At 63.1% G+C, this 18,953-nt stretch carries 14 protein-coding genes; 3 read left to right on the top strand and 11 right to left on the bottom strand.

Translation table 11 applies throughout. From position 1 onward, the window contains the following. Window positions 1-71 precede the first annotated feature (71 nt). Window positions 72-1,220, bottom strand: a complete 1,149-nt coding sequence (locus HWX91_RS33650; RefSeq protein WP_028199875.1) for an acyltransferase family protein — start codon at window positions 1,218-1,220, stop codon at window positions 72-74. A 292-nt stretch (window positions 1,221-1,512) separates the two neighbouring features. On the opposite strand from HWX91_RS33650, the gene HWX91_RS33645 reads away from it, so the two are divergent. Both HWX91_RS33645 and HWX91_RS33640 read left to right on the top strand, forming a co-directional pair. Next, window positions 1,513-3,006, top strand: a complete 1,494-nt coding sequence (locus tag HWX91_RS33645; RefSeq protein ID WP_028199876.1) for an O-antigen ligase family protein — start codon at window positions 1,513-1,515, stop codon at window positions 3,004-3,006. Next, entirely contained in the window at window positions 3,003-4,238 is a 1,236-nt protein-coding gene (locus tag HWX91_RS33640) for a glycosyltransferase (protein WP_028199877.1), read from the top strand. Before HWX91_RS33645 ends, HWX91_RS33640 begins: the two co-directional genes overlap by 4 nt. A 49-nt stretch (window positions 4,239-4,287) precedes the next feature. Here HWX91_RS33640 and HWX91_RS33635 read toward each other — a convergent pair whose 3' ends face one another. Together HWX91_RS33635 and HWX91_RS33630 are read right to left on the bottom strand one after the other, a co-directional pair. Next, window positions 4,288-6,030 (bottom strand): FAD-dependent oxidoreductase, encoded by a 1,743-nt coding sequence (locus HWX91_RS33635; protein WP_028199878.1) that lies wholly within the window; start codon window positions 6,028-6,030, stop codon window positions 4,288-4,290. A gap of 228 nt (window positions 6,031-6,258) precedes the next feature. Further along, entirely contained in the window at window positions 6,259-6,879 is a 621-nt protein-coding gene (locus HWX91_RS33630) for an LbetaH domain-containing protein (RefSeq protein WP_028199879.1), read from the bottom strand. 176 nt (window positions 6,880-7,055) lie between these two features. Between HWX91_RS33630 and HWX91_RS33625 the strand changes: the two genes are divergently transcribed. Next, window positions 7,056-7,562, top strand: a complete 507-nt coding sequence (locus HWX91_RS33625; RefSeq protein WP_028199880.1) for a hypothetical protein — start codon at window positions 7,056-7,058, stop codon at window positions 7,560-7,562. A gap of 31 nt (window positions 7,563-7,593) precedes the next feature. Here HWX91_RS33625 and HWX91_RS33620 read toward each other — a convergent pair whose 3' ends face one another. The 8 genes from HWX91_RS33620 to HWX91_RS33585 form a co-directional block, all read right to left on the bottom strand. Then, window positions 7,594-8,928, bottom strand: coding sequence for a glycosyltransferase WbuB (locus HWX91_RS33620; RefSeq protein WP_028199881.1), 1,335 nt, complete (start codon window positions 8,926-8,928; stop codon window positions 7,594-7,596). 57 nt (window positions 8,929-8,985) lie between these two features. After that, complete coding sequence (locus HWX91_RS33615) at window positions 8,986-10,128, bottom strand: glycosyltransferase family 4 protein (RefSeq protein ID WP_028199882.1); 1,143 nt, start codon at window positions 10,126-10,128, stop codon at window positions 8,986-8,988. Window positions 10,129-10,243: 115 nt separating this feature from the next. Continuing rightward, window positions 10,244-11,203, bottom strand: coding sequence for a GDP-L-fucose synthase (gene fcl, locus HWX91_RS33610; protein WP_028199883.1), 960 nt, complete (start codon window positions 11,201-11,203; stop codon window positions 10,244-10,246). Between the two features lie 5 nt (window positions 11,204-11,208). After that, entirely contained in the window at window positions 11,209-12,327 is a 1,119-nt protein-coding gene (gene gmd, locus HWX91_RS33605) for a GDP-mannose 4,6-dehydratase (RefSeq protein ID WP_028199884.1), read from the bottom strand. 98 nt (window positions 12,328-12,425) lie between these two features. After that, window positions 12,426-14,660 (bottom strand): polysaccharide biosynthesis tyrosine autokinase, encoded by a 2,235-nt coding sequence (locus HWX91_RS33600; RefSeq protein ID WP_028199885.1) that lies wholly within the window; start codon window positions 14,658-14,660, stop codon window positions 12,426-12,428. A 50-nt stretch (window positions 14,661-14,710) separates the two neighbouring features. Next, window positions 14,711-15,853 carry a polysaccharide biosynthesis/export family protein gene (locus tag HWX91_RS33595; protein WP_028199886.1) on the bottom strand — a complete coding sequence of 381 codons (1,143 nt, stop codon included), beginning with the start codon at window positions 15,851-15,853 and terminating at the stop codon, window positions 14,711-14,713. Between the two features lie 67 nt (window positions 15,854-15,920). Further along, on the bottom strand, window positions 15,921-17,306 hold the full coding sequence (locus HWX91_RS33590; RefSeq protein ID WP_028199887.1) for an undecaprenyl-phosphate glucose phosphotransferase: 1,386 nt from the start codon (window positions 17,304-17,306) through the stop codon (window positions 15,921-15,923). Window positions 17,307-17,369: 63 nt separating this feature from the next. After that, window positions 17,370-18,941, bottom strand: coding sequence for a mannose-1-phosphate guanylyltransferase/mannose-6-phosphate isomerase (locus HWX91_RS33585; RefSeq protein ID WP_028199888.1), 1,572 nt, complete (start codon window positions 18,939-18,941; stop codon window positions 17,370-17,372). Window positions 18,942-18,953: the final 12 nt, after the last annotated feature.

The raw sequence follows: 18,953 nt of genomic DNA, 5'->3' as shown, positions 1-18,953 counted from the left end.
AGCCCTGAACCGGCCGCACGGGCTGGGCAGGGCTCAGGAAGGCTCAGAGGGTCACTGAAGGTCACAGAAGGTCAGGACAACTGCCCGCCGGCCACCGGCACTTCCTCACGCACCGAACTGTTGCGCTTGGCCGGAAACAGCGCGTTGCGCATCAACAGGAACGGGTACTCGATCGCGCGTGTGGTCACATAGCCGATTGCAATCGCGAAGGCGAACTGCGCCGTGAGCGCCACCACCCAGATCAGGCTCGGTGCCAGACCCATGGCGGTCAACTTGCGAATCAGGATGTCGCCGGGGGCCAGCGCAAGCGAGTGCCACAGGTAAATACCGTACGAGTAGAGCCCAATCCAGGCGACCCCGCGATACACCCACGAGGAACGCAGCGAGCCCGAATACTCCAGCACGAAGACGATCAGCGCGGCGAACCCGAGTGCCTGAATCGTATAGCCAATGCTTTCGTCGAGCGCGAGATGTGGCGTCGCAAAAGCGAGCCACGCACACAACACCGCGATGCAGGCGACCAGCAGCCACTTGCGCTTCGCGATCTGATGATAGACGCCCGGTTTCATCCAGTAGATCGCCGACAGAATCACCCCGACCAGCAAGCTGTCGATGCGATATTGCGTGTACGCGAATGCCGCCTCAAGGTTGCCGTCCGCCACCGCGAAGCAGCGCGCGGTGAGCACCACCGCGCAGATTCCGCTGAGCACGCCGACAATCGTCCATGCGCTCAGGCGCCAGCGCGCGAACAGCAACAGCAGCGCCGGCAGCACGAGGTAAAAGTGTTCTTCGACCGCGAGGCTCCAGGTCTGGGTAATCGAGGTGCCCAGATAGTTCTGCAGGTGGGTCAGGTTCTGGACCAGGAAGGTATTCCACGGATGGCGCCCGGCCAGCACGTGAAAGGCGATCAGCACGTAATACGCGGGCCAGATGCGGAAAATCCGCCGGATGATAAAGCGCTTTGCGTCGACGTTGCCTGTTTCGGCGTACTGTCGAAGCAGCAGGCCGCCCACCAGAAAACCGCTCAGCGTGAAGAACAGATTGACGCCTTCGCGCCCAAAGCTTTTCAGCGGGTACTCGATAATCTGAATCAGAAAATTACCGGTGTGAACGGCATGAAAGTGAAACCCCATCACCATGATAATGGCAATGCCGCGCACGAAATCCAGCTCGATGGCCCGGCCTGCCGTTACGGATCTCGCCCCGCCGAATAATTTCATGTTTTTCTCCCCTGTCACCTTTCGCGGGCGTATGTCCCTGCATGGCCCTTTTTGCATCTTCGGTGGCGGCAAGCGTGCGTGCGCGCCAACATCAAGGCATTGGCCGACAACATGAACAAGTGTGCGCGCGTCTTGCAGAGAGCGCCCTTGCCGGGGTCGCCAGAACCCAGGTAAAGGGCGACGAAAGGGGGGCTACCGAACATTCAGGCGGCCCGTTTCCCGGACAATGACCCGATGCGAGACCGTCTGCTTTAGACCGACGGCGGATCGACTGCACGGGGAGGAATCAGCAATGCGCCACCAGTATGCGACGCTCTGGATATGGTTTTTTCTGTTACCGCTTGCGTTTGACTACAAAGCGACCGACGCCAATGTAAGTCACTTTGCGCAGTCCGCGCTGGTCATTCCGGCCGTCGCCGCGGGGCTCGCGCTTGTGCTGATCGCGCCACGCTTTCGCGACCGCTCGCGCCTGCGCTCGACGATCACGTTCAGCCTGCTGCTGTGCGTGCTCGGCAGCATCGTCGCCCAGTTCGTCCAGGACAACGACTCCGGAAATTATTTGCGCGTGCTGCTGCCGTTCGCGCTGTTTTTGCTGGGCTACCTCGTGGCCTGCCGGCCGTGGAGCGAATACAGAATCTCGCAGTTCGAGAAAGCCTTGTTCGTCGCGAACGTGATCTGTCTGGTCTTCACCTTCGTGTATGGCATGGTGACCGGCGGCGACCTCGAAGACGTGCGCTTTCGCATCATCTCCGTCACGCTGCTCGGCTTGCAAGGCGTGCTGCTGCACGAATTCATCGTCGCCAAACGCTTTTCGTTTTTTACCGTTGCGGTGTTCGCCTTCAGTGTGATCGTCGAATTGCTGAGCGTCACGCGCAGCTTGCTGGTCGGCACCATCCTGCTGTTTCTGGTCGCCATGGCATTGTCCGCGCCGTCGCTGCAGTACGTGTGGCGCGCCGCCGCCCGCACCCTGATCGCCGGCGCCGTGCTGGCCGGCGTGGCCGGCATCGCGGCGTTGAGCTTTCCGACCGTCGCCGAGCACTGGACACAGCGTATCTTCGCGTCGGAGGAAACCGTCACCGGCAAGGATCCGACCACGATTACCCGGCTCGCCGAAATGCGCGATCAGTACGACCAGGTGACTGCCTCGCCGGAAACGCTGCTGTTCGGCGCGGGCTACGGCCACTACTATCGCTACTCCCCTGCCTACCTGCCGGACCTCGCCGGCCAGATCAGCGAGAAAGACTTTTACGCGATCAATGAATGGGCCGCGGGTCACAACTTCTGGGTCTATCAGCTCTTCGCGGGCGGCCTGCTGTTCGGCATCGCCATGCCTCTGGCAACGCTCGCCGCCCTGGCAATCTGCTTCTTCTCGTACCGCTACTGGCGCTCGGTGGTGCCCGACGCGCCCATGCTGCCGGTGCTGGGGCGCGCCATCATGCTGTTTGCCGCGCTGCCGGCCACCTCGATCGGCGGCAATCCGCTCGGGCCGCGTTTCTCCGGGCTGGTTTTCGGCGTCGCCCTCGGCCTGATGATCGCCACCTACGCCCGCTTGCAGCGCGCACTGCCGGCGCGGGCCAGGCGCGTGCGGACGCCGCCGCGCATGCGCACGGCCGCCGTGCCTGACTTGCCGGGCAGGATCCAGCCCGGCATGGGCCGCGCGGATCTCGCGAAGACCCTCGGCATGTCACCCGCGGCAGGCGCCGCCCCCGGTTCCAGCAAGTTCGGCGCCCTCGTATCGCGCGCCGCGTCGCCACGAAACGTCAATCGACAAAAATTCGTCCGATGAAAATTCTCCATCTGCTTGCCAGCGTCGATCCGCGCGCCGGCGGTCCCGTTGAAGGCGTGCGCCGCAGCGGCATGGCGATGCAGGACGCCGGGCACCACATCGAAGTGGCCACCTGCGATGCGCCCGGCGACGCCTACCTCGCGCACTTTCCGTTTCCGGTTCATGCGTTCGGCCCCGTCACGAGCCGCTACAGCTACAGCGCGCGGCTCGCACCGTGGCTCGCCGCCAACGCGAAGCGGTTCGACGCGGTCGTCGTGCACGGCTTGTGGCAATACCACGGGCTCGCGGCGTGGAAGGCCGTGCGCAAAAGCGGCGTGCCCTATTACGTGTACACGCACGGCATGCTCGACCCGTGGTTCAAGCAGGCTTATCCGCTCAAACATCTGAAGAAGTGGCTGTACTGGCCGTGGGCCGAATACCGGGTGCTTCGCGACGCGCGCGCCGTCATCTTTACAACAGAGGAAGAACGCACTCGCGCGCGCCAGTCGTTCTGGCTATACCGGGCCCAGGAGCGGATCGTGCCGTTTGGCACGACCGTGCCGCAGCTTGAGGCCGCGCCTTTGCGCGAAGCCTTCCTGCAAGCTGTGCCTGGCTTGCGCGGCAAACGCATCGTCCTGTTTCTCGGCCGCGTGCATGCGAAGAAAGGTTGCGACCTGCTGATCGATGCATTCGCGCGCGTGGCCAGCCGCGATCAGTCGCTGCATCTCGTGATCGCGGGTCCCGATGAAACGGGCTGGGCAACCAGTCTGCGCGCCCAGGCTCAGGCGGCAGGCGTCGCGCAGCGCATCAGCCTGCCGGGCATGCTGCAAGGCGAGCTCAAGTGGGGCGCGTTTCATGCAAGCGACGTGTTCGTTCTGCCCTCGCATCAGGAGAATTTCGGCGTGGCGGTTGCCGAAGCGCTCGGCTGCGGATTGCCCGCCCTGATCTCCGACAAGGTCAACGTGTGGCGCGAAATCGAAGCGGATGGCGCGGGGATGGTTGCGGCCGACACGGTCGACGGGACGGAAAAGAATCTCGTGCGCTGGCTCGAACTCGACGACACCGCGCGCGCCGCGATGCGCGCTCAGGCGGCCCGCACTTTCGAAGCGCGCTTCCGGATCGAAACCATGGTCAGTGCACTGACCGCGCTGCTGGAAACGCACGGCAGCACCGCTGAAACGCGCGATAGCACGCTCGCCACGCTGCGCGGGAGCCAACCGGGCACCCAGCCCACCACCCAGCCGAGTCCGTAACGCTGGCGGGTAACAGCGCACCGGAGGGCGCGCTGTTACCCGCTGCTCTTCACTGTTCCTTCATCAACGGCGTCAAGGTCGAGGCTGCGATCGGCAGCGTGTCGACTTGCGGCTGCTGCGCCGGAACCGACATCAGCGAACTGTTGGCAGCGTCGTTGCGGGTACTGCCCACAATATCCGGAACATCGAGCTGCCGCACCAGATGACCCGCGAGGCGTAGCGCAAGCGCGGCGATCGTGATGGTCGGAAAGTTGGCGCCGACGGTCGGAAACACGGAACTGCCCGCCACATAGAGATTGCTCATCCCGTGCACCTTGCAGTCGCGATCGACCACGCCTTCATGCGGCGAATCGTGCATGCGCGTGGTGCCCATGTGGTGCCATGTGCCCTCCAGCTTGGCCGGCCAGCGCCGGCCCTCGAGCGGCGCGTCGAGTTCCACGTCCGCGATCCCGGCCATCTGCAATTCCTGAGCGAGCAGCGAGAACGTCTTGTCGAAGGTGCGCTGCACCTGTTCGCCCAGCCGCCACTCCACCTTCACGCGGGGCATGCCGAAGCGGTCCCGCTTATCGGCCGACAAGGTGACCCGGCTGTCGGGATCGGGTACCGCTTCGACAATCGCCTGCAAGGTCACGTCGGTGATCAGCACCGGCCATTGCAGCAGTCGCGTCAAGCCATAGCCGACCGTGTGCAGCGGGTGCGCGATCATCGTCGCGATATCTGTCTTCAGGCTGCGGCCCGGCTGGTCTTTCTGCAACAGCGCTTCCTTGCAATGGATCAGCGCCTCGGACCCGGCCGTGCCTTCACCGTACCAGCGCGAATAGAGCCACACGCGCGAATTCAGCAGCTTCTCGCGCTCCATCAGTTCCTGCTTCGGTGCGAACTGGGACGATATCTTCGTGCCGTGCGCCGACACCGCGGCATTCTGATAGTGATACTTGATGTCGTACAGTTTGTTGCGCGCGTTGCCCGGGCGAAAACGCACTTTCCCGGACATCATGCGCGGATGATCCATGAAGTAGCGGCCCACCAGATCGTTGGCATTGCCGAGACCCGCCGCCTGCACGTTGTTCGAGGCAAGCAGCAGACGCGCATTCTCGATGCCGCCGGTGGCCAGCACGAAGATTTTCGCGGTTACCGTCATCTTGCGGCCACTAATGGTGGCCACCTGGAGCCGCGAAACGGAAGTCCCTTGCGGATCGGCGTCGATGTTCAGAACGTTCGCATACAAGAACACGCGCACCCGTGCCGAACGCTGCAACTCGTCGCGATAGACCTTGCCGAACCGCACCGGCGGGCTGAACTGCGCGACGGTATCGCGCATATCGCCAGTCGCAAGCGGAATGCGGCGCACATCATGACGCCCGATCTCGCGCTCCCAGTAGGCCGGATCGAAATTCTGCGGACCCAGCTTCAGCAATTCGTGCGTGCGTGCATAGTACGGCGCCAGTTCTTCGAGTCCGAACGGCCAGCCGCTATGAGGGATCCAGTCGCGCTTCTCGAAGTCCCACGGATCCAGCGGGCGGCACCAGCCGCCCCAGCAGTTGCTGCTGCCGCCGAAGTAGCGGCTGCGCGAGCCGTCCGCGAATGTATAGGGAAGCCCGACGTTCTCGCCGCGATACAGATCGCGGGTTTCGTCGTCTGGCCCGAAGCCCCCGCTTTCGAGCATGCAGGTGTCGACCCCGGCCCTCGACATCTCCCGTGCAAGCGTAATGCCGGCGACACCTCCGCCGATAATGCAGACCGTTGTTTCAATAGCCGTGTTGTTTTGAACCGTACGAGTATCGATAAACATCCCTACTCCCCATCTTCTTCATGCATTTCTGAGTGCGTCAATCCGGCTACTCATCCAACCGGGGCTGGCAAGCAAACCACGCACATGTCGTGACTGAACGCCTGACCGGCGTCGCCGCGGGTAACGATCAAAAATATCGACCGACCATCCCATTGCGGCCGCCGACAGTGCGGTATGTCAACGACTGGCCTCCTCAGCATACGAATGCTGCGGTTCTTTATCTGTGGTTCAGGTCACGGAGTCGAAGCGGTTGCGAATGAAGCGGCAGGGATTGCCGCCGTACACGCCTTCCGGTTCGAGCGAACGATGCACGACCGACAAGGGCGTGACCACCGCCGACCGGCCGATCGTCACGCCCATCTGCACCACACATTTCGATGTGATCCAGACGCCGTCCTCGATCACGATCGGCGCGACGCGCAGATCCATCGTCGTGCTCATGTCGTGAGAGCCGGCGCTCAGGAACGTACCTTGGGAAATGCAGACATTCGATCCGATCCGGATCAGCGCCTGGTTGTAGATCCAGACGTCGACACCGAACCAGCAGTTGTCTCCCACTTCCAGATTCCACGGCGACTTCACCCGCAACGGATGTACGAAGCGGCAGCCCGTGCCGATCTTCGCGCCGAACAGGCGCAACAGCGTGACCCGGACCGACGAGAGCGGCAGCAGCTTGTTGTTGATCACGCAGGCTTCAACAAAAAACCAGATGAGCTCGATCAGCGCCCCGCGCTTCGCGCGATAGTTTCCCTTTCCCGCCGCGCTCAGATCGATGACGCGGCCATCCTTGCGCGCGCCTTCGGCTTGCGGCTTGCGCCCGATTTGCGGATCGTCGGCAACGTTACCCATCAGTTTTCTCCGAACCACGAACGGGAGTCGGCATACCCATGCAGCCTTCTTCCATTATGTTTCGAGTCCTTAATGAACCCGGCCCGATGTCCGCCTTGGCAAGCGTTTTGGCGGCTGCGCGCGTGCCGTTTGGCGCACGATAGCTCTATTGCGACTGCATCTTCCTGGGGCATACGATGACCATCCCGTTTCGGCGTACCAGCAGCTTGCTGATTCTCACCTTCGCCGCCTACGGCGCACCGGCGCTCGCCCAGAATGCGGCACCCGCGCCCGCCGCGCCGGTCCTTGCCGCTACGGGCTCGACCAGCTACGGCACCCCCGCCGCGGCAGCACCCGTCAAACCGGGCACGGCGCATCGCAAGAGCGAAGCGGATCTGCTCGGCGCCCCACGCGACTATGGCTCGCCCGACGCGCAACAGGGCGACACCGCCGCCGCCCAGCAGGCCGCGCTGCTCGACGAACAACGCATGACGGTATTGGGCGGACAAGGCGCGCAACCGGCGGTAGGCAAAGCCCAGCGCAACAACAAGCTGCCTGCCGGCGCCAACGGCAAGGTGCGCGTGGCCGGCCAGCCTGGCGGTCCCAATGCGGTCGACGGCCTGATGCCCGAAGGCGCGGCGAAAAACACGTACGCCGATCCGTACGCTCCGGGTAAGCACGCCGTCTACAAGTCCCCGTGGTGATATCGCATTCATGAGATGGCCGCGTACCGGATCAATCCGGCGCGGCTTCCTCCGTTGTGGCCGGCTTATGCGGCCGGGCCGCGGCGGGTGAAGGCCGCGGCGTACCGAAGTACGGCGCCTCCACTTTCGCGCGCTTGCCGCGCGACTCGCGAACCAGCGTCGCGAGCCGCTCCTCGAAGGTCCCAATGGTCGCTTCCGGCGACAGCGAGCGTTCCGCGTAGTCGCGTGCGGCGCTGCCGAGCGCCGCGCGGCGTTCGGGATCGCTCGCCAGCGCGGCGATCTCCGCAGCCAACGCATTGACGTCGTCCGGCGGCACGACCACGCCACGCGGCGACACCGCCTCGTAAAGACCCGTGCCTTGCCGCGCCATCGCCACCACCGCGCGTCCGCTGGCGAACATGCCGGTGAGTTTCGACGGCATCACCAGATCCGCGGCATCGCCGCGCTGCGGCAGTACGTGGATATCGGCGAGATTGAGCAACTCGTTCAGGTGTTCCACGGGTTGCAGCGGGATGAAAAGGCAGTTCGTCAAGCCCGCGCAGCGCGCGAGCAAACTCTCTTTCGCGGCGCCACTGCCGCAGAAAACGAAAGTGACGTCGGCACGTTGTGCAAGCAACGCGGCCGCATCGGCGAGCGTTTCGATGCCCTGCTTCGCGCCCATGTTGCCGGAGTACAGCACCACTTTGTGGTCATCCGGAATGCTTAACAGGCGCCGGTAGTCGCTCGCGCGCGAAAGCGGAAAAATGGTCGACACATCGACCCAGTTGGGCAGGCACACTACCCGTGAAGACTCGACACCCTTGAGCACCACGCGCGAACTCATCTGCGGCGTGATCGACGACACCGTATCGAAGTGCCGCAGCAACGTGCTTTCTATCCAGCGCGCCACGCGGGCTACGCGCGAGCTCTTCAGGAGACCCAGGTCGAAAGCCGCATCGACCTCGAAGTCCTGAATGTGTGCCCACGCACTTGCGCTCGTAAGACGTGCGAGCGCCAGCGTAGCCGGCGCGCACATCAGGGTCGGCGCGATCAGCATCGCGACTTGGGGGCGCCATAGTATCTGGCGGGCGAGCAACGGCAACGAACTCGCCGCGAAGCTCATCAGGTGCAGCATCCGCTTCAGGCCGTTGGGGTGCGTGGGCACCCACAGCGGAGCACGCCAGATCGTCACCCCGTCGCGTGTCTCGCGCTGATACTGCCATGACGTGTAGTTGTCGGCCACGTGCCACTCAGGATAATACGGGGGCGCGCACACCACGCGAACCTCGTGGCCCCGACTGGCCAGGAGCGCCGCCATTTCCGCCGTGTACTTGCCCACTCCCGTCAGTTCAGGCGCGTAGTTAAGGCCGTAGATCAGGATCTTCATTGTGGCTGCCAGAACGTGTTAGAGCTTTTTTTCATACGCGGCGGGCCCCGTCGCGCGTCAGTCGCTCAGCATCAGCGCGCAGCCACGAGCGATGTTGGCGGCTGCGGAGGGCGGATCGAAACGACGAATCACATCCATACAACGGCGCGCCGTACCGCCGGCGTCAGCGAAGGCCTCCATCGCCTTGAGCATGGTGCGCTGCAGTCCGGCGACGTCGCCCGCTGTGAATGCATAACCGCTCACACCGTCGATCACCAGTTCCGGCACGCAGCCGCAGCTTTCGCTGACCACCGCGGGACAGCCATGCGCGAGCGCCTCGTTGACAACGAGGCCCCACGGCTCGCTATAGCTCGGCAACACCATGCAGGTCGCACCGTAGTATTCCTGAGTAAGCGGCTCATCCTGCAAGCTGCCGGCGAAGGTCACCGCATCGCCCAACTCGAGCTCGGCCACCTTCGCGTGCAGCGCGTCCGCCATCGGCCCCGTGCCGACAATGCGCAACTTCGCTGCCGGAATACGGCGCCGCAAACCGGCGAACGCCTCGATCAGTGTGCCGATGCCCTTCTCTTCAGAAAGACGGCCGACATAGAGAAAAATTGGAGGATTGCCGGCGCGTGCCGCAATCCGCTCGACCAGCGCGCGCTCCGGCGAGAACGAGCCGGGCAATGCCGCGGCCTGACATGGCACGAAAATCTTGTCGCGCTTTGCGCCGAGCGACAGCAGATACTCGCGGCTACGCTCGCCAAATCCGAAATAACCGTCGCATAGCGAAAAGAACACGCGCTTCGGAATCGACGTCAGCAACTTCTTGGGCCGGTCGCGCGCGGTCGAATCGCAAAACACCGCGCGCCGCTTGCCCGTTACGATGCACGCTGCCAGCATCGCCCAGTACTCAGGACGGTGGTAGCCCGGCAGAACGATCAGATCCGACTTGGCACGCAACACTTCCCAGGTGAGCCGCGCGATCATCTTCATCGTCGGCACATCCTCATAGCAACCGTCGAACAGCTTCTGCATCGGATAGCGATGGTATGAATAGTCGACATCCGAAAAACCGACACGATCGTGCTCGGTATCCGCAATCTGCACCATCGAGTAGCGAATCGCGCCGGATGCCGAAATGTTATGCAAAGCAGAGAACACGACACCCTTATGGCGCGACCACACGACGTTGTGGAAGATCGTGACTGACGCTGTCATTTTTATGCCACTCCTCGAAATATCGTCCCAGTGTGCGTTGCACGCAATGCGTGCGAAGCACCCCATGCGTTTCCCCAGTTCCGCCAGCCGCGCTCGACGCCCGCCCAGTGCGCGCCTAGGCCTGCAAGGCGGCGGCAGGTGTCGAGCCGGCGTGTGTTGCCACGAATTCCCGATAGGTGGACGCGATACCCTCTTCGAGGCCAATGCTCGCGTGCCAGCCCATGTTCGCGAGCCGCGATACGTCGAGCAGCTTGCGTGGCGTGCCATCGGGTTTGGACGCGTCGAACACCAGTTCGCCCTCGAAGCCCGCCACCTTGCAGATGCATTCGGCCAGCTCGCGAATCGACAGGTCCTCACCTACCCCGACGTTGAACAGGCCGTCTGTCACGTTGTGCTCGAGAACGAAGAGCGTTGCCGCGGCGAGATCGTCGACGTGGAGAAACTCGCGGCGCGGCGTGCCCGAGCCCCAGACCGTCAGGGTCGCGGAGCCGTTCACTTTTGCTTCGTGCGCCTTTCTCAGCAGCGCCGGCAAAACATGGCTGCTGTTCAGGTCGTAGTTGTCGTTAGGGCCGTACAGATTGGTCGGCATCAGCGAGACATACTGCGTGCCGTATTCGCGGTTGTACGCCTCGCACAGCTTGAGACCGGCGATTTTCGCAATCGCGTAGGCGTCGTTGGTCGGCTCGAGCGGCGAGCTGAGCAGATACTCTTCGCGGATCGGCTGCGGACTTTGCTTCGGGTAAATGCACGACGAGCCGAAAAACACCAGCCGCTCCACCTTCGCGCGATACGCGGCATGAATCACGTTGGTTTCGATCACCAGGTTGTCGTAGATGAACTCACCCGGTTGCGACGCATTCGCAAGAATGCCGCCCACCCGCGCGGCCGCGAGCAGCACCACGTCGATCTTTTCCTGCTGGAAAAAGGCGTTCACGGCGGCCTGATCCTTGAGATCGAGTTCCGCCCTCGAACGCGTGACGACGTTGTGGTAGCCCTCGGCATTCAGCCGCCGGACCAGCGCCGAGCCAACCATGCCACGGTGGCCCGCGACGAAAATGCGTGCTTGTTTGTTCATCGCCGTTACTCGTGATGTTCCAGTGCCGTGAAACCGGCCAGCGTGACAAGCGCGTCACGTCTTGCGATCTGATAATCCGAGCGCACCATCTCCTTCACGAGCGCGCTGAACGGCGTGGTCGGCTGCCAGCCGAGCTTCGCATGGGCTTTCGACGGATCGCCCAGCAACGTCTCGACTTCGGCGGGACGGAAGTAGCGCGGATCGACACGTACGATCACATCGCCGGGCGACATCTTGATCTCGCGCCCTTCCACCTTCTCGACAATGCCGACTTCATCCACACCGGTACCTTCAAAACGCACCGTGACACCCAGTTCGGCGGCGGCGTGCTGAACGAATTCACGCACGCTGTACTGCACGCCGGTGGCGATGACGTAGTCCTCAGGCTGCTCCTGTTGCAGCATGCGCCATTGCATCTCCACGTAGTCGCGCGCATGGCCCCAGTCGCGCAACGCCGACAGATTGCCGAGATACAAGGTCTTCTGCATGCCGACCGCGATGCGCGCCACGGCGCGCGTGATCTTGCGCGTCACGAAGGTTTCGCCGCGCACCGGCGATTCGTGATTGAACAGAATCCCATTGCAGGCATAGAGTCCATACGCCTCGCGATAATTGACCGTGGTCCAGTACGCGAACAGCTTGGCGACCGCATACGGGCTGCGCGGATAGAACGGCGTGGTCTCGGACTGCGGCACCTGCTGCACGAGGCCGTACAGTTCCGAGGTGGAAGCCTGGTAAAAGCGCGTCTTGTGTTGCAGATCGAGAATCCGGATCGCTTCGAGAATCCGCAGCGCACCGAGGCCGTCAGCGTTGGCCGTATATTCCGGCTCCTCGAACGAGACCGCCACGTGGCTCTGCGCTGCGAGGTTGTAGATCTCATCGGGCTCCACGCGCTGAATCACGCGCAGGATGCTGGTCGAGTCGGTCAGGTCGGCGTGATGCAGAAAGAGCCGCTGCTCGGGGTCGTGCGGGTCGCGATAGAGATGGTCGATCCGGTCTGTATTGAACAGCGATGTCCTGCGTTTGATGCCATGCACGTCGTAATTCTTGCTGAGCAGAAGCTCGGCAAGATACGACCCGTCCTGTCCCGTGATGCCGGTGATCAGCGCGACCTTGCGTTTCATGGAACTCTCTCCCTCGTTGAACTTTGCGATGCCGGTTTCGCGGCACGATCAAGTAAGCGGCTCCGTGAGCGAGCCGCTGCTGCATAGACCTGCCGCCGTCAACCGGCGATGCTGTCGTAGCCGTAATAGCCGCCCTGATAGCCGGAACCCAGGAAGGCCCCTTCCTGAGGCACGTCGGTGAGCAATACGCCTTTGAGCGACACGCCGCCGTTGAACAGCCGTTTGGCCGTTTCGGCAATTTCATTCAGCGGATGGCGGCCGTGTCGCACCACCAGCAGCGTCGTACCGGCGTACTTGCCGATCAAAGTCGAGTCCGTCACGGCCAGCACCGGCGGCGTGTCGACAATGACGATGTCGTAGTGCGATTTCAATTCCTCGAGCATCGTTTCGAAGCGTTTGCTCATCAGCAATTCGGACGGATGCGAGGGCAGCGTGCCCTTGGCGAGCACGTCGAGTCCGGGCAGCACATCGCGCTGGATCATCGCGCCGAGATCGCCGCCGCTCAACACATCAGAGAGCCCGGGCTGATGGCCGATGCCGAAATGCGAATGGACGTCGCCGCGCCGCATGTCGCCGTCGATAATCAGCACGCGCTTGTTTGCCGACGCTACCAGCGCCGCCAGATTCACCGACAGGAACGACTTGCCGGCGTCGGGCCGCGAACCCGTGATCATCACGACGTTGTTCTCCGCGTGGTCGAGCGACAACTGCAGCGAGGTCCGCAGGTTGCGCACCCCTTCCACCGCGATGTCTTCCGGCGCCTGCTGCGCAAGCACATGAAGCCCGCGACGGCGCAGCATGACGTTTTCCTGCAGGCGCAACTGGGTCTGACTGCGCGGCACGATCGCGAACACCGGCACGCCGAGCACCGCTTCGAGTTCATCCGGGCGCTCCACGCCGCCGTACATCGCGCGCTTGAAGAAGGTCAGCATGATGCCGATCAGCAAGCCGCCGCCGAGCGAGATCAGGATTGCCAGCACGCGCTTCGGACGCACCGGTTCGTCAGGCGTTTCGGCGAAGTCCACTACGCGCACGTTGCCCACCTGGCCCGCTTTCGCCACCCGCAGTTGCTGCGCGCTGTTCAGCAGATTGGTATAAAGCTCCGTGTCGACGTGCACGTCGCGCAGCAGGCGCAACGCGGTCTGCTCGGTGTCCGGCATCACGGCCACGCTGCGGTTCATGCTGGCCGCCGCGTTCTGCAATGCGGCGATCTGTGCGTCGAGCGCCGCCACCGCCGGGTGATTCGCCGTGAAGCGCTGTGACATCTCCGCGCGTTGCTGCTGCAGATCGAGCAGCTTGGTCTTGTTGTCGACCACCTGTTGCAGCAGCAAGCGGCTTTCCTCGCCGAGATCGACCGTGCCGTGCTGGTTGCGGAACTTGTTGTAGCGTTGCTCGGCGTCGTCGAGTTCCTTGCGCAAACCCGGCAGTTGCTGATCGAGGAAGGCCAGCATGTGCTCCGCTTCGGTCGAACGGCTCTCCACATCCTGACGCACGAATTCGCGCGCCATGCTGTTGACGATCGCCGCGGTCAACACGGGGTCGCCGCCTTCGAGGCTCGTGCGGATCACGCCGGACTGCAGCGTGGTCTCCTGGATCACCAGCGCCTTCTGCAAGCGGTCCACCGTCCCCAGCGTCGAGAAGCGCTGCAACTCGAAACGCGAGCCGGGCGCGCCGACCAGCTTGTCGACGTGCAGCGTGATCGGACCGTCGGCGGTATCGGTTTGCACGGTCTCGCCAACATGGCCGGAGAGAATCGCGATACCGTTCTTGTCGCGCAGCACGTACGAACCGCCCTCGCCGGCGATCAGCGTGAAGGTCGTATCGTAGAGTTCGCTTGTCGTGTCGAACTGCGACACGGCAATGCTTTCGTTACCCCATGCGTAACCCGACAGGTTGATGAACGACGGTAGCTTGAAACCCCATTGCCCGTTCACCAGACCCGCGATCATCCCGCCGATGAACGGCAGGGTGCGCGGCGCGGCCGAAATGTCGAGGTGCAGTTTCTTGACCGTTTCCTCGGTGACGAGCCGCGACTTCAGCAGCTCGATCTCCGCCGCCGTGGAGGGCTTGGTGTCGAACATGCCGGTCAGCGGCGGCAAGGAATCCTTGCCGTTCGCGTTGGCATTGGCCGTCTTGTCCTCGACGTGGAACAGCACATCCGCGCGATACGTAGGCGGAGCAAGAAACGCGTACGCGCACCCCAGCGCGAGCGCGACCAACGTCGCCACGAGGATCGTGCGCCAGCCCCTCACGATCGTGCGCAGATAGTCCGACAGATGCAGCTCGTCCGGTCCGGACACGTCGATGTAGCGATTTTCGAAGTTGATTGCCATTTTTGGTCACCCAACAGAACGCGGCGGTTCAAGGTCACGTTGCACGGTTGTTATTTCGCAAGAACTGCCCCCGTTACAGCCGCATTGATCGCCGGCAGCAGCAGGTTCAACACACGGTTGAAGCGGACCAGTCCGCCCTGGCCGACATACACCACGTCCTTCGGCTGCAGCTCGAACTGATTGGCGAGCACCATGGACACCGGCGAAGTCGCGTCGAGGTGATAGACCTGCGGCGCCTCGCTGGTCGAATTGCGGATCACGAACAGCTGTCTTGGCGCCGACGTGTTCGAATCGAAACTGCCGCTATCGGAAATGGCCTGTGCAAGCGTCAGGGAGCCGTTGCGCATCGGCTGGATGGTTGCCGGTTTGTTGACTTCGCCCATCACGTAGACACCGCTGTCTTCGCGCGAAGCCACTCGCACGATGTCGCCTGCCTGAAGGTAGATGTCCGACGGATTGCGGCCGCGCTTGATCAGGTCATCCACGTTGAGCGGATACGTCACGCCGTTGCGGATCAGTTCCACCCGGCTGCGGTCCGCGTTGGCGCTGAAGCCGCCGCCCTGATTGATTACGCTCGTCAGCGACATCGGAATGTCGTTGAGCGACTGGGCGCCCGGCGTGCGCACTTCGCCGTCCACATACACCTGGGCGTTACGGAACGAGGCGACCCGCACCGTCACTTCCGGCTTCTGATACACGTTGCTCAGGCGCTTGTGCAGTTCTTTCTGGATCGATGCGACGTCCTTGCCGGCCACATGCAGATTGCCTGCATACGGGAACTGGATATCGCCGTTTTCGTCGATCAGAAAACCGGGAGCGGCATCCGTCGGTTTCGTGTTCTGCGCCGGCTGGCCAAGCGCGGCGGCCAGTTCCGGGTGGTCCCACACGACGATTTGCAGCACGTCGCCCGGGCCGACCTTGTATGCCGTCGGTTTGCCGAACAGGCCGAGCGTCTGCGGCGGCAATGCGGCCGACGTCTGCGCCGTACGCATCTGGCGCAGCAGCGCGAGGTTGATATCGGTAATCGGAATCTGCTGTTGCTGCGACGGTTCCGTGCTGTAATCCCCACCCGTGTCCTGAATTGCGGCTGGCGTGATCATCCGTTGCCCCGGGACGGACCCGCATCCGGAAAGCAGTGCTGTCACAGCTGTGAAAATCACGAGACTTCCCGTGCGTATACCAAGCGAGCTCATGGTGTTTCCTCCTTGCGCCAGGGCCTTGTCCTCGGGGGAGGCAGCGCCCAGCGTGCTTGTTAACTACTTAGTAAGCGTTTCGATGCACCAGTCCGGCGACAATCGTCGCGCCGATAATCCGCATATCGAGCGCGAACGACCAATGCCCCAGGTAATACAGGTCATGTTCGACGCGACGCTCCATCTTCTCGATGCGGTCGGTTTCGCCACGAAAGCCGTTGATCTGCGCCCAACCCGTAATGCCCGGCTTGATCCGATAGCGATTGATATAGCCCGCGACCACTTTCTGATAGAGGTCGTCGTGCTCGAGTGCGTGGGGACGCGGTCCAACCACCGACATGTCGCCACGCAAAACGTTGAAAAATTGCGGCAGTTCGTCGAGGCTCGTGCGGCGCAGAAATGCGCCGACTTTCGTGACGCGCGCGTCGTTGCGCGTGGCCTGACTAAGCGTGCCTTTCTCCTCGGTATGCAGTCGCATCGAGCGGAATTTGTAGATCGTGAAGACGCGGCCGTCCGCACCTTTACGCTTCTGCCTGAAGAAAACCGGGCCGCGCGACGAGAGCTTCACCGCGATCGCAATGGCGAGCATGATCGGTGCGAGTCCAATCAGCGCCGTCGCGGCGAACAGGCGGTCGAAGATTTCCTTCTTCAGCATCGAACTCGCGGACAGCGGCGAGGCGACCAGGTTGATCGCCGGCACGCCGAGCAGATCGATCACGCCGCTGCCTTCGAAGAGCGCGAGGCTGCGCACGTCCGGCATGAAGCGGATATTCACCAGATCGTCGCGGAATTCGCCAATCAGCGAACAGATCAGCGGCTCCTCGGCGAGCGAGAGCATCAGCCAGAGTTCGTGCACGTCGTTGGTGCGGATATAGCCGGCGAGCGCATCCACGGTGTCGAAGACCGGCACGCGTGCACTGGTAACGGACGACACGTCAGGACGCGTGTTATAGACGGCTGCCGCGCGAAACCCGGTGGTCGGCGCCGACTCGATCCGGCGGATGATCGCGTCGCACTGCGAGCCGCTTCCGACAATCGCGACCTGATGCAGATTCAGACCGGCGCCGCGCGCACGCGCCAGCACCGCGTGCGCGATCAGCCGCGAGGAGATCAGCAGGCCACCCGTCACCGCCGTCCAGTAAGAGAACCACAGACGCGAGACGAAGTCGGTACGGTGCAGCGAGTACATCAGCACAAGCGCACTGCCTTGCACCATCAGCCATGCGAGCGACGCCTGCCCGGCCAATGAGAGCTTGGAGCGGCCGCGCCACGATTCATAGACGCCGAAAGCCGGAAAAATGGCCAGCGCGAAGGCAGCAGAGAACATCACGAGCGCCCAGTAAAACCCCGATTGGTTGAGGTACTCGAAGCGGATCCGCGACGCCACCGCCGCCCCCGCGATTACTAATCCCACATCGAACACTCGCGCGAGCAAATCCTGAAACTTGCGCATTTTGCTTACCTCGTTCTGGCTCTGGCCGTTCGTTCTTTTCCGCAGATAATCCGTGGCGCGCTGTTACGAGCAGCGGCCGTAGGTGTCGTTGAACCTCACAATGTCGTCTTCACCGAGATAGGTGCCTGACTGGATTTCAATAATTTCGAGCGGTACCTTGCCGGGGTTTTCGAGCCGGTGACGGGTGCCGATCGGAATGTAGGTCGACTCGTTTTCGCTCAGCAGGAACTGCTCTTCGCCGCGCGTGACGAGCGCCGTACCGCGCACCACGACCCAGTGTTCGGCGCGGTGGTGATGCAGTTGCAGCGAAAGCTTCGCGCCCGGCGTGACGACGATGCGCTTCACCTGGAAGCGTTCGCCGTGGTCGATGGAATCGTAGAAACCCCAGGGGCGCCGCACCTTGCGGTGCACATCGGCCTCGGGGGCGTGCTGCGCCTTGATGCGCGACACCAGACCCTTGACGTCCTGCACGTGCGAACGGTCGACCACCAGCACCGCGTCGGCCGTTTCGACCACCACCACATTGGTCGTGCCGACGCACGCAACCAGCCGGCCCTCGGAATGCGCATAGCTCGACACCGCGCCTTCGAACGTCACGCGGCCACGCCCGGCATTGCCGTTGGCGTCCTTCTCCATGGCGGCCCAGACGGCGTCCCATGAACCGAGATCGGACCAGCCCGCATCGAGACGCACCACCACGCCGGCAAGATTCGCAGCGGGAGCTTGCATGTCCGTGCGGTGGGAAGCGTCGGCCTCCTCCGCGATACCTACGTCAGTGAGACGTTCCATCACCGCGTAGTCGATCGAGTCGGCGGGCGAACTCAGGAACGCGTCCGTCAGCGGACGGAAATGCGCGCCTTCTGTACGGCCGTTCACGAAGGCCCGCTCGCAGGCCGCATGCATGTCGGGCTGCAGGCGCTTCAGCGTGTCGAGCCACACACTTGCCCGCACCACAAAGATCCCGGCGTTCCACCAGTACGTGCCCGCAGCAACGTATTGCGCGGCGATTTCCTCAGCCGGCTTTTCGACGAAGCCGTCGATCGCATAGCCACCGTCAGACAATTGCGCGCCAATGCGGATATAACCAAAACCCGTATCGGGACGCGTGGGCGGTACGCCCAGCGTGGCGATCGAGCCCCGTTCCGCGTAACGCGCCGCACATTCCAGCGCGCCTTGCAGCGCGGGCACGTCCGCGATCGAATGGTCGGCCGGCATGACAATCAGAATCGCGTCGTCGCCGTCCGCGCATGCGAGCGAGGCCGCGAGCGTCAACGCCGGCGCCGTATCGCGCCGCGCGGGCTCGACGATCAGACGCGCTGCCATGCCGTTTTCAAGGAGCTGTTCGGCGATCACAAAGCGATGTTCTTCACCGCACACGACGATCGGCGACGCGTCGACCTTCCAGCCGGCGGGAAAGCCGTTCATACGACGTGCGGTCGCCTGCAGCAGCGAGTCGGAGCCGACCACGTCGATCAGTTGCTTCGGAAAGTTTTCGCGCGACACCGGCCACAGCCGCGTGCCCGAGCCCCCGGCAAGAATCACCGGGACGATGCGCAAGCAATGCGCACCGGCAGCCCCGGCATGGGCGCTGTCCGGATTCGCCGACGCAGCGCTTTCAGCTCCCTTAATCAACATATTCGCATTCCT

The sequence above is a fragment of the Paraburkholderia fungorum genome (assembly GCF_902833645.1).
Taxonomy (GTDB): domain Bacteria; phylum Pseudomonadota; class Gammaproteobacteria; order Burkholderiales; family Burkholderiaceae; genus Paraburkholderia; species Paraburkholderia fungorum.
The sequence above is the reverse complement of the archived record's forward strand: the minus strand, read 5'-3'. Positions and strand labels throughout refer to the sequence as shown.

What these genes read in the sequence shown, in the direction of transcription:
- gmd (WP_028199884.1), bottom strand. Translation starts at nt 12,327, where the DNA reads ATGAAACGCAAGGTCGCGCTGATCACCGGCATCACGGGACAGGACGGG.
- HWX91_RS33650 (WP_028199875.1), bottom strand. Translation starts at nt 1,220, where the DNA reads ATGAAATTATTCGGCGGGGCGAGATCCGTAACGGCAGGCCGGGCCATC.
- HWX91_RS33645 (WP_028199876.1), top strand. Translation starts at nt 1,513, where the DNA reads ATGCGCCACCAGTATGCGACGCTCTGGATATGGTTTTTTCTGTTACCG.
- HWX91_RS33615 (WP_028199882.1), bottom strand. Translation starts at nt 10,128, where the DNA reads ATGACAGCGTCAGTCACGATCTTCCACAACGTCGTGTGGTCGCGCCAT.
- fcl (WP_028199883.1), bottom strand. Translation starts at nt 11,203, where the DNA reads ATGAACAAACAAGCACGCATTTTCGTCGCGGGCCACCGTGGCATGGTT.
- HWX91_RS33600 (WP_028199885.1), bottom strand. Translation starts at nt 14,660, where the DNA reads ATGGCAATCAACTTCGAAAATCGCTACATCGACGTGTCCGGACCGGAC.
- HWX91_RS33590 (WP_028199887.1), bottom strand. Translation starts at nt 17,306, where the DNA reads ATGCGCAAGTTTCAGGATTTGCTCGCGCGAGTGTTCGATGTGGGATTA.
- HWX91_RS33595 (WP_028199886.1), bottom strand. Translation starts at nt 15,853, where the DNA reads ATGAGCTCGCTTGGTATACGCACGGGAAGTCTCGTGATTTTCACAGCT.
- HWX91_RS33630 (WP_028199879.1), bottom strand. Translation starts at nt 6,879, where the DNA reads ATGGGTAACGTTGCCGACGATCCGCAAATCGGGCGCAAGCCGCAAGCC.
- HWX91_RS33635 (WP_028199878.1), bottom strand. Translation starts at nt 6,030, where the DNA reads ATGTTTATCGATACTCGTACGGTTCAAAACAACACGGCTATTGAAACA.
- HWX91_RS33585 (WP_028199888.1), bottom strand. Translation starts at nt 18,941, where the DNA reads ATGTTGATTAAGGGAGCTGAAAGCGCTGCGTCGGCGAATCCGGACAGC.
- HWX91_RS33620 (WP_028199881.1), bottom strand. Translation starts at nt 8,928, where the DNA reads ATGAAGATCCTGATCTACGGCCTTAACTACGCGCCTGAACTGACGGGA.
- HWX91_RS33640 (WP_028199877.1), top strand. Translation starts at nt 3,003, where the DNA reads ATGAAAATTCTCCATCTGCTTGCCAGCGTCGATCCGCGCGCCGGCGGT.
- HWX91_RS33625 (WP_028199880.1), top strand. Translation starts at nt 7,056, where the DNA reads ATGACCATCCCGTTTCGGCGTACCAGCAGCTTGCTGATTCTCACCTTC.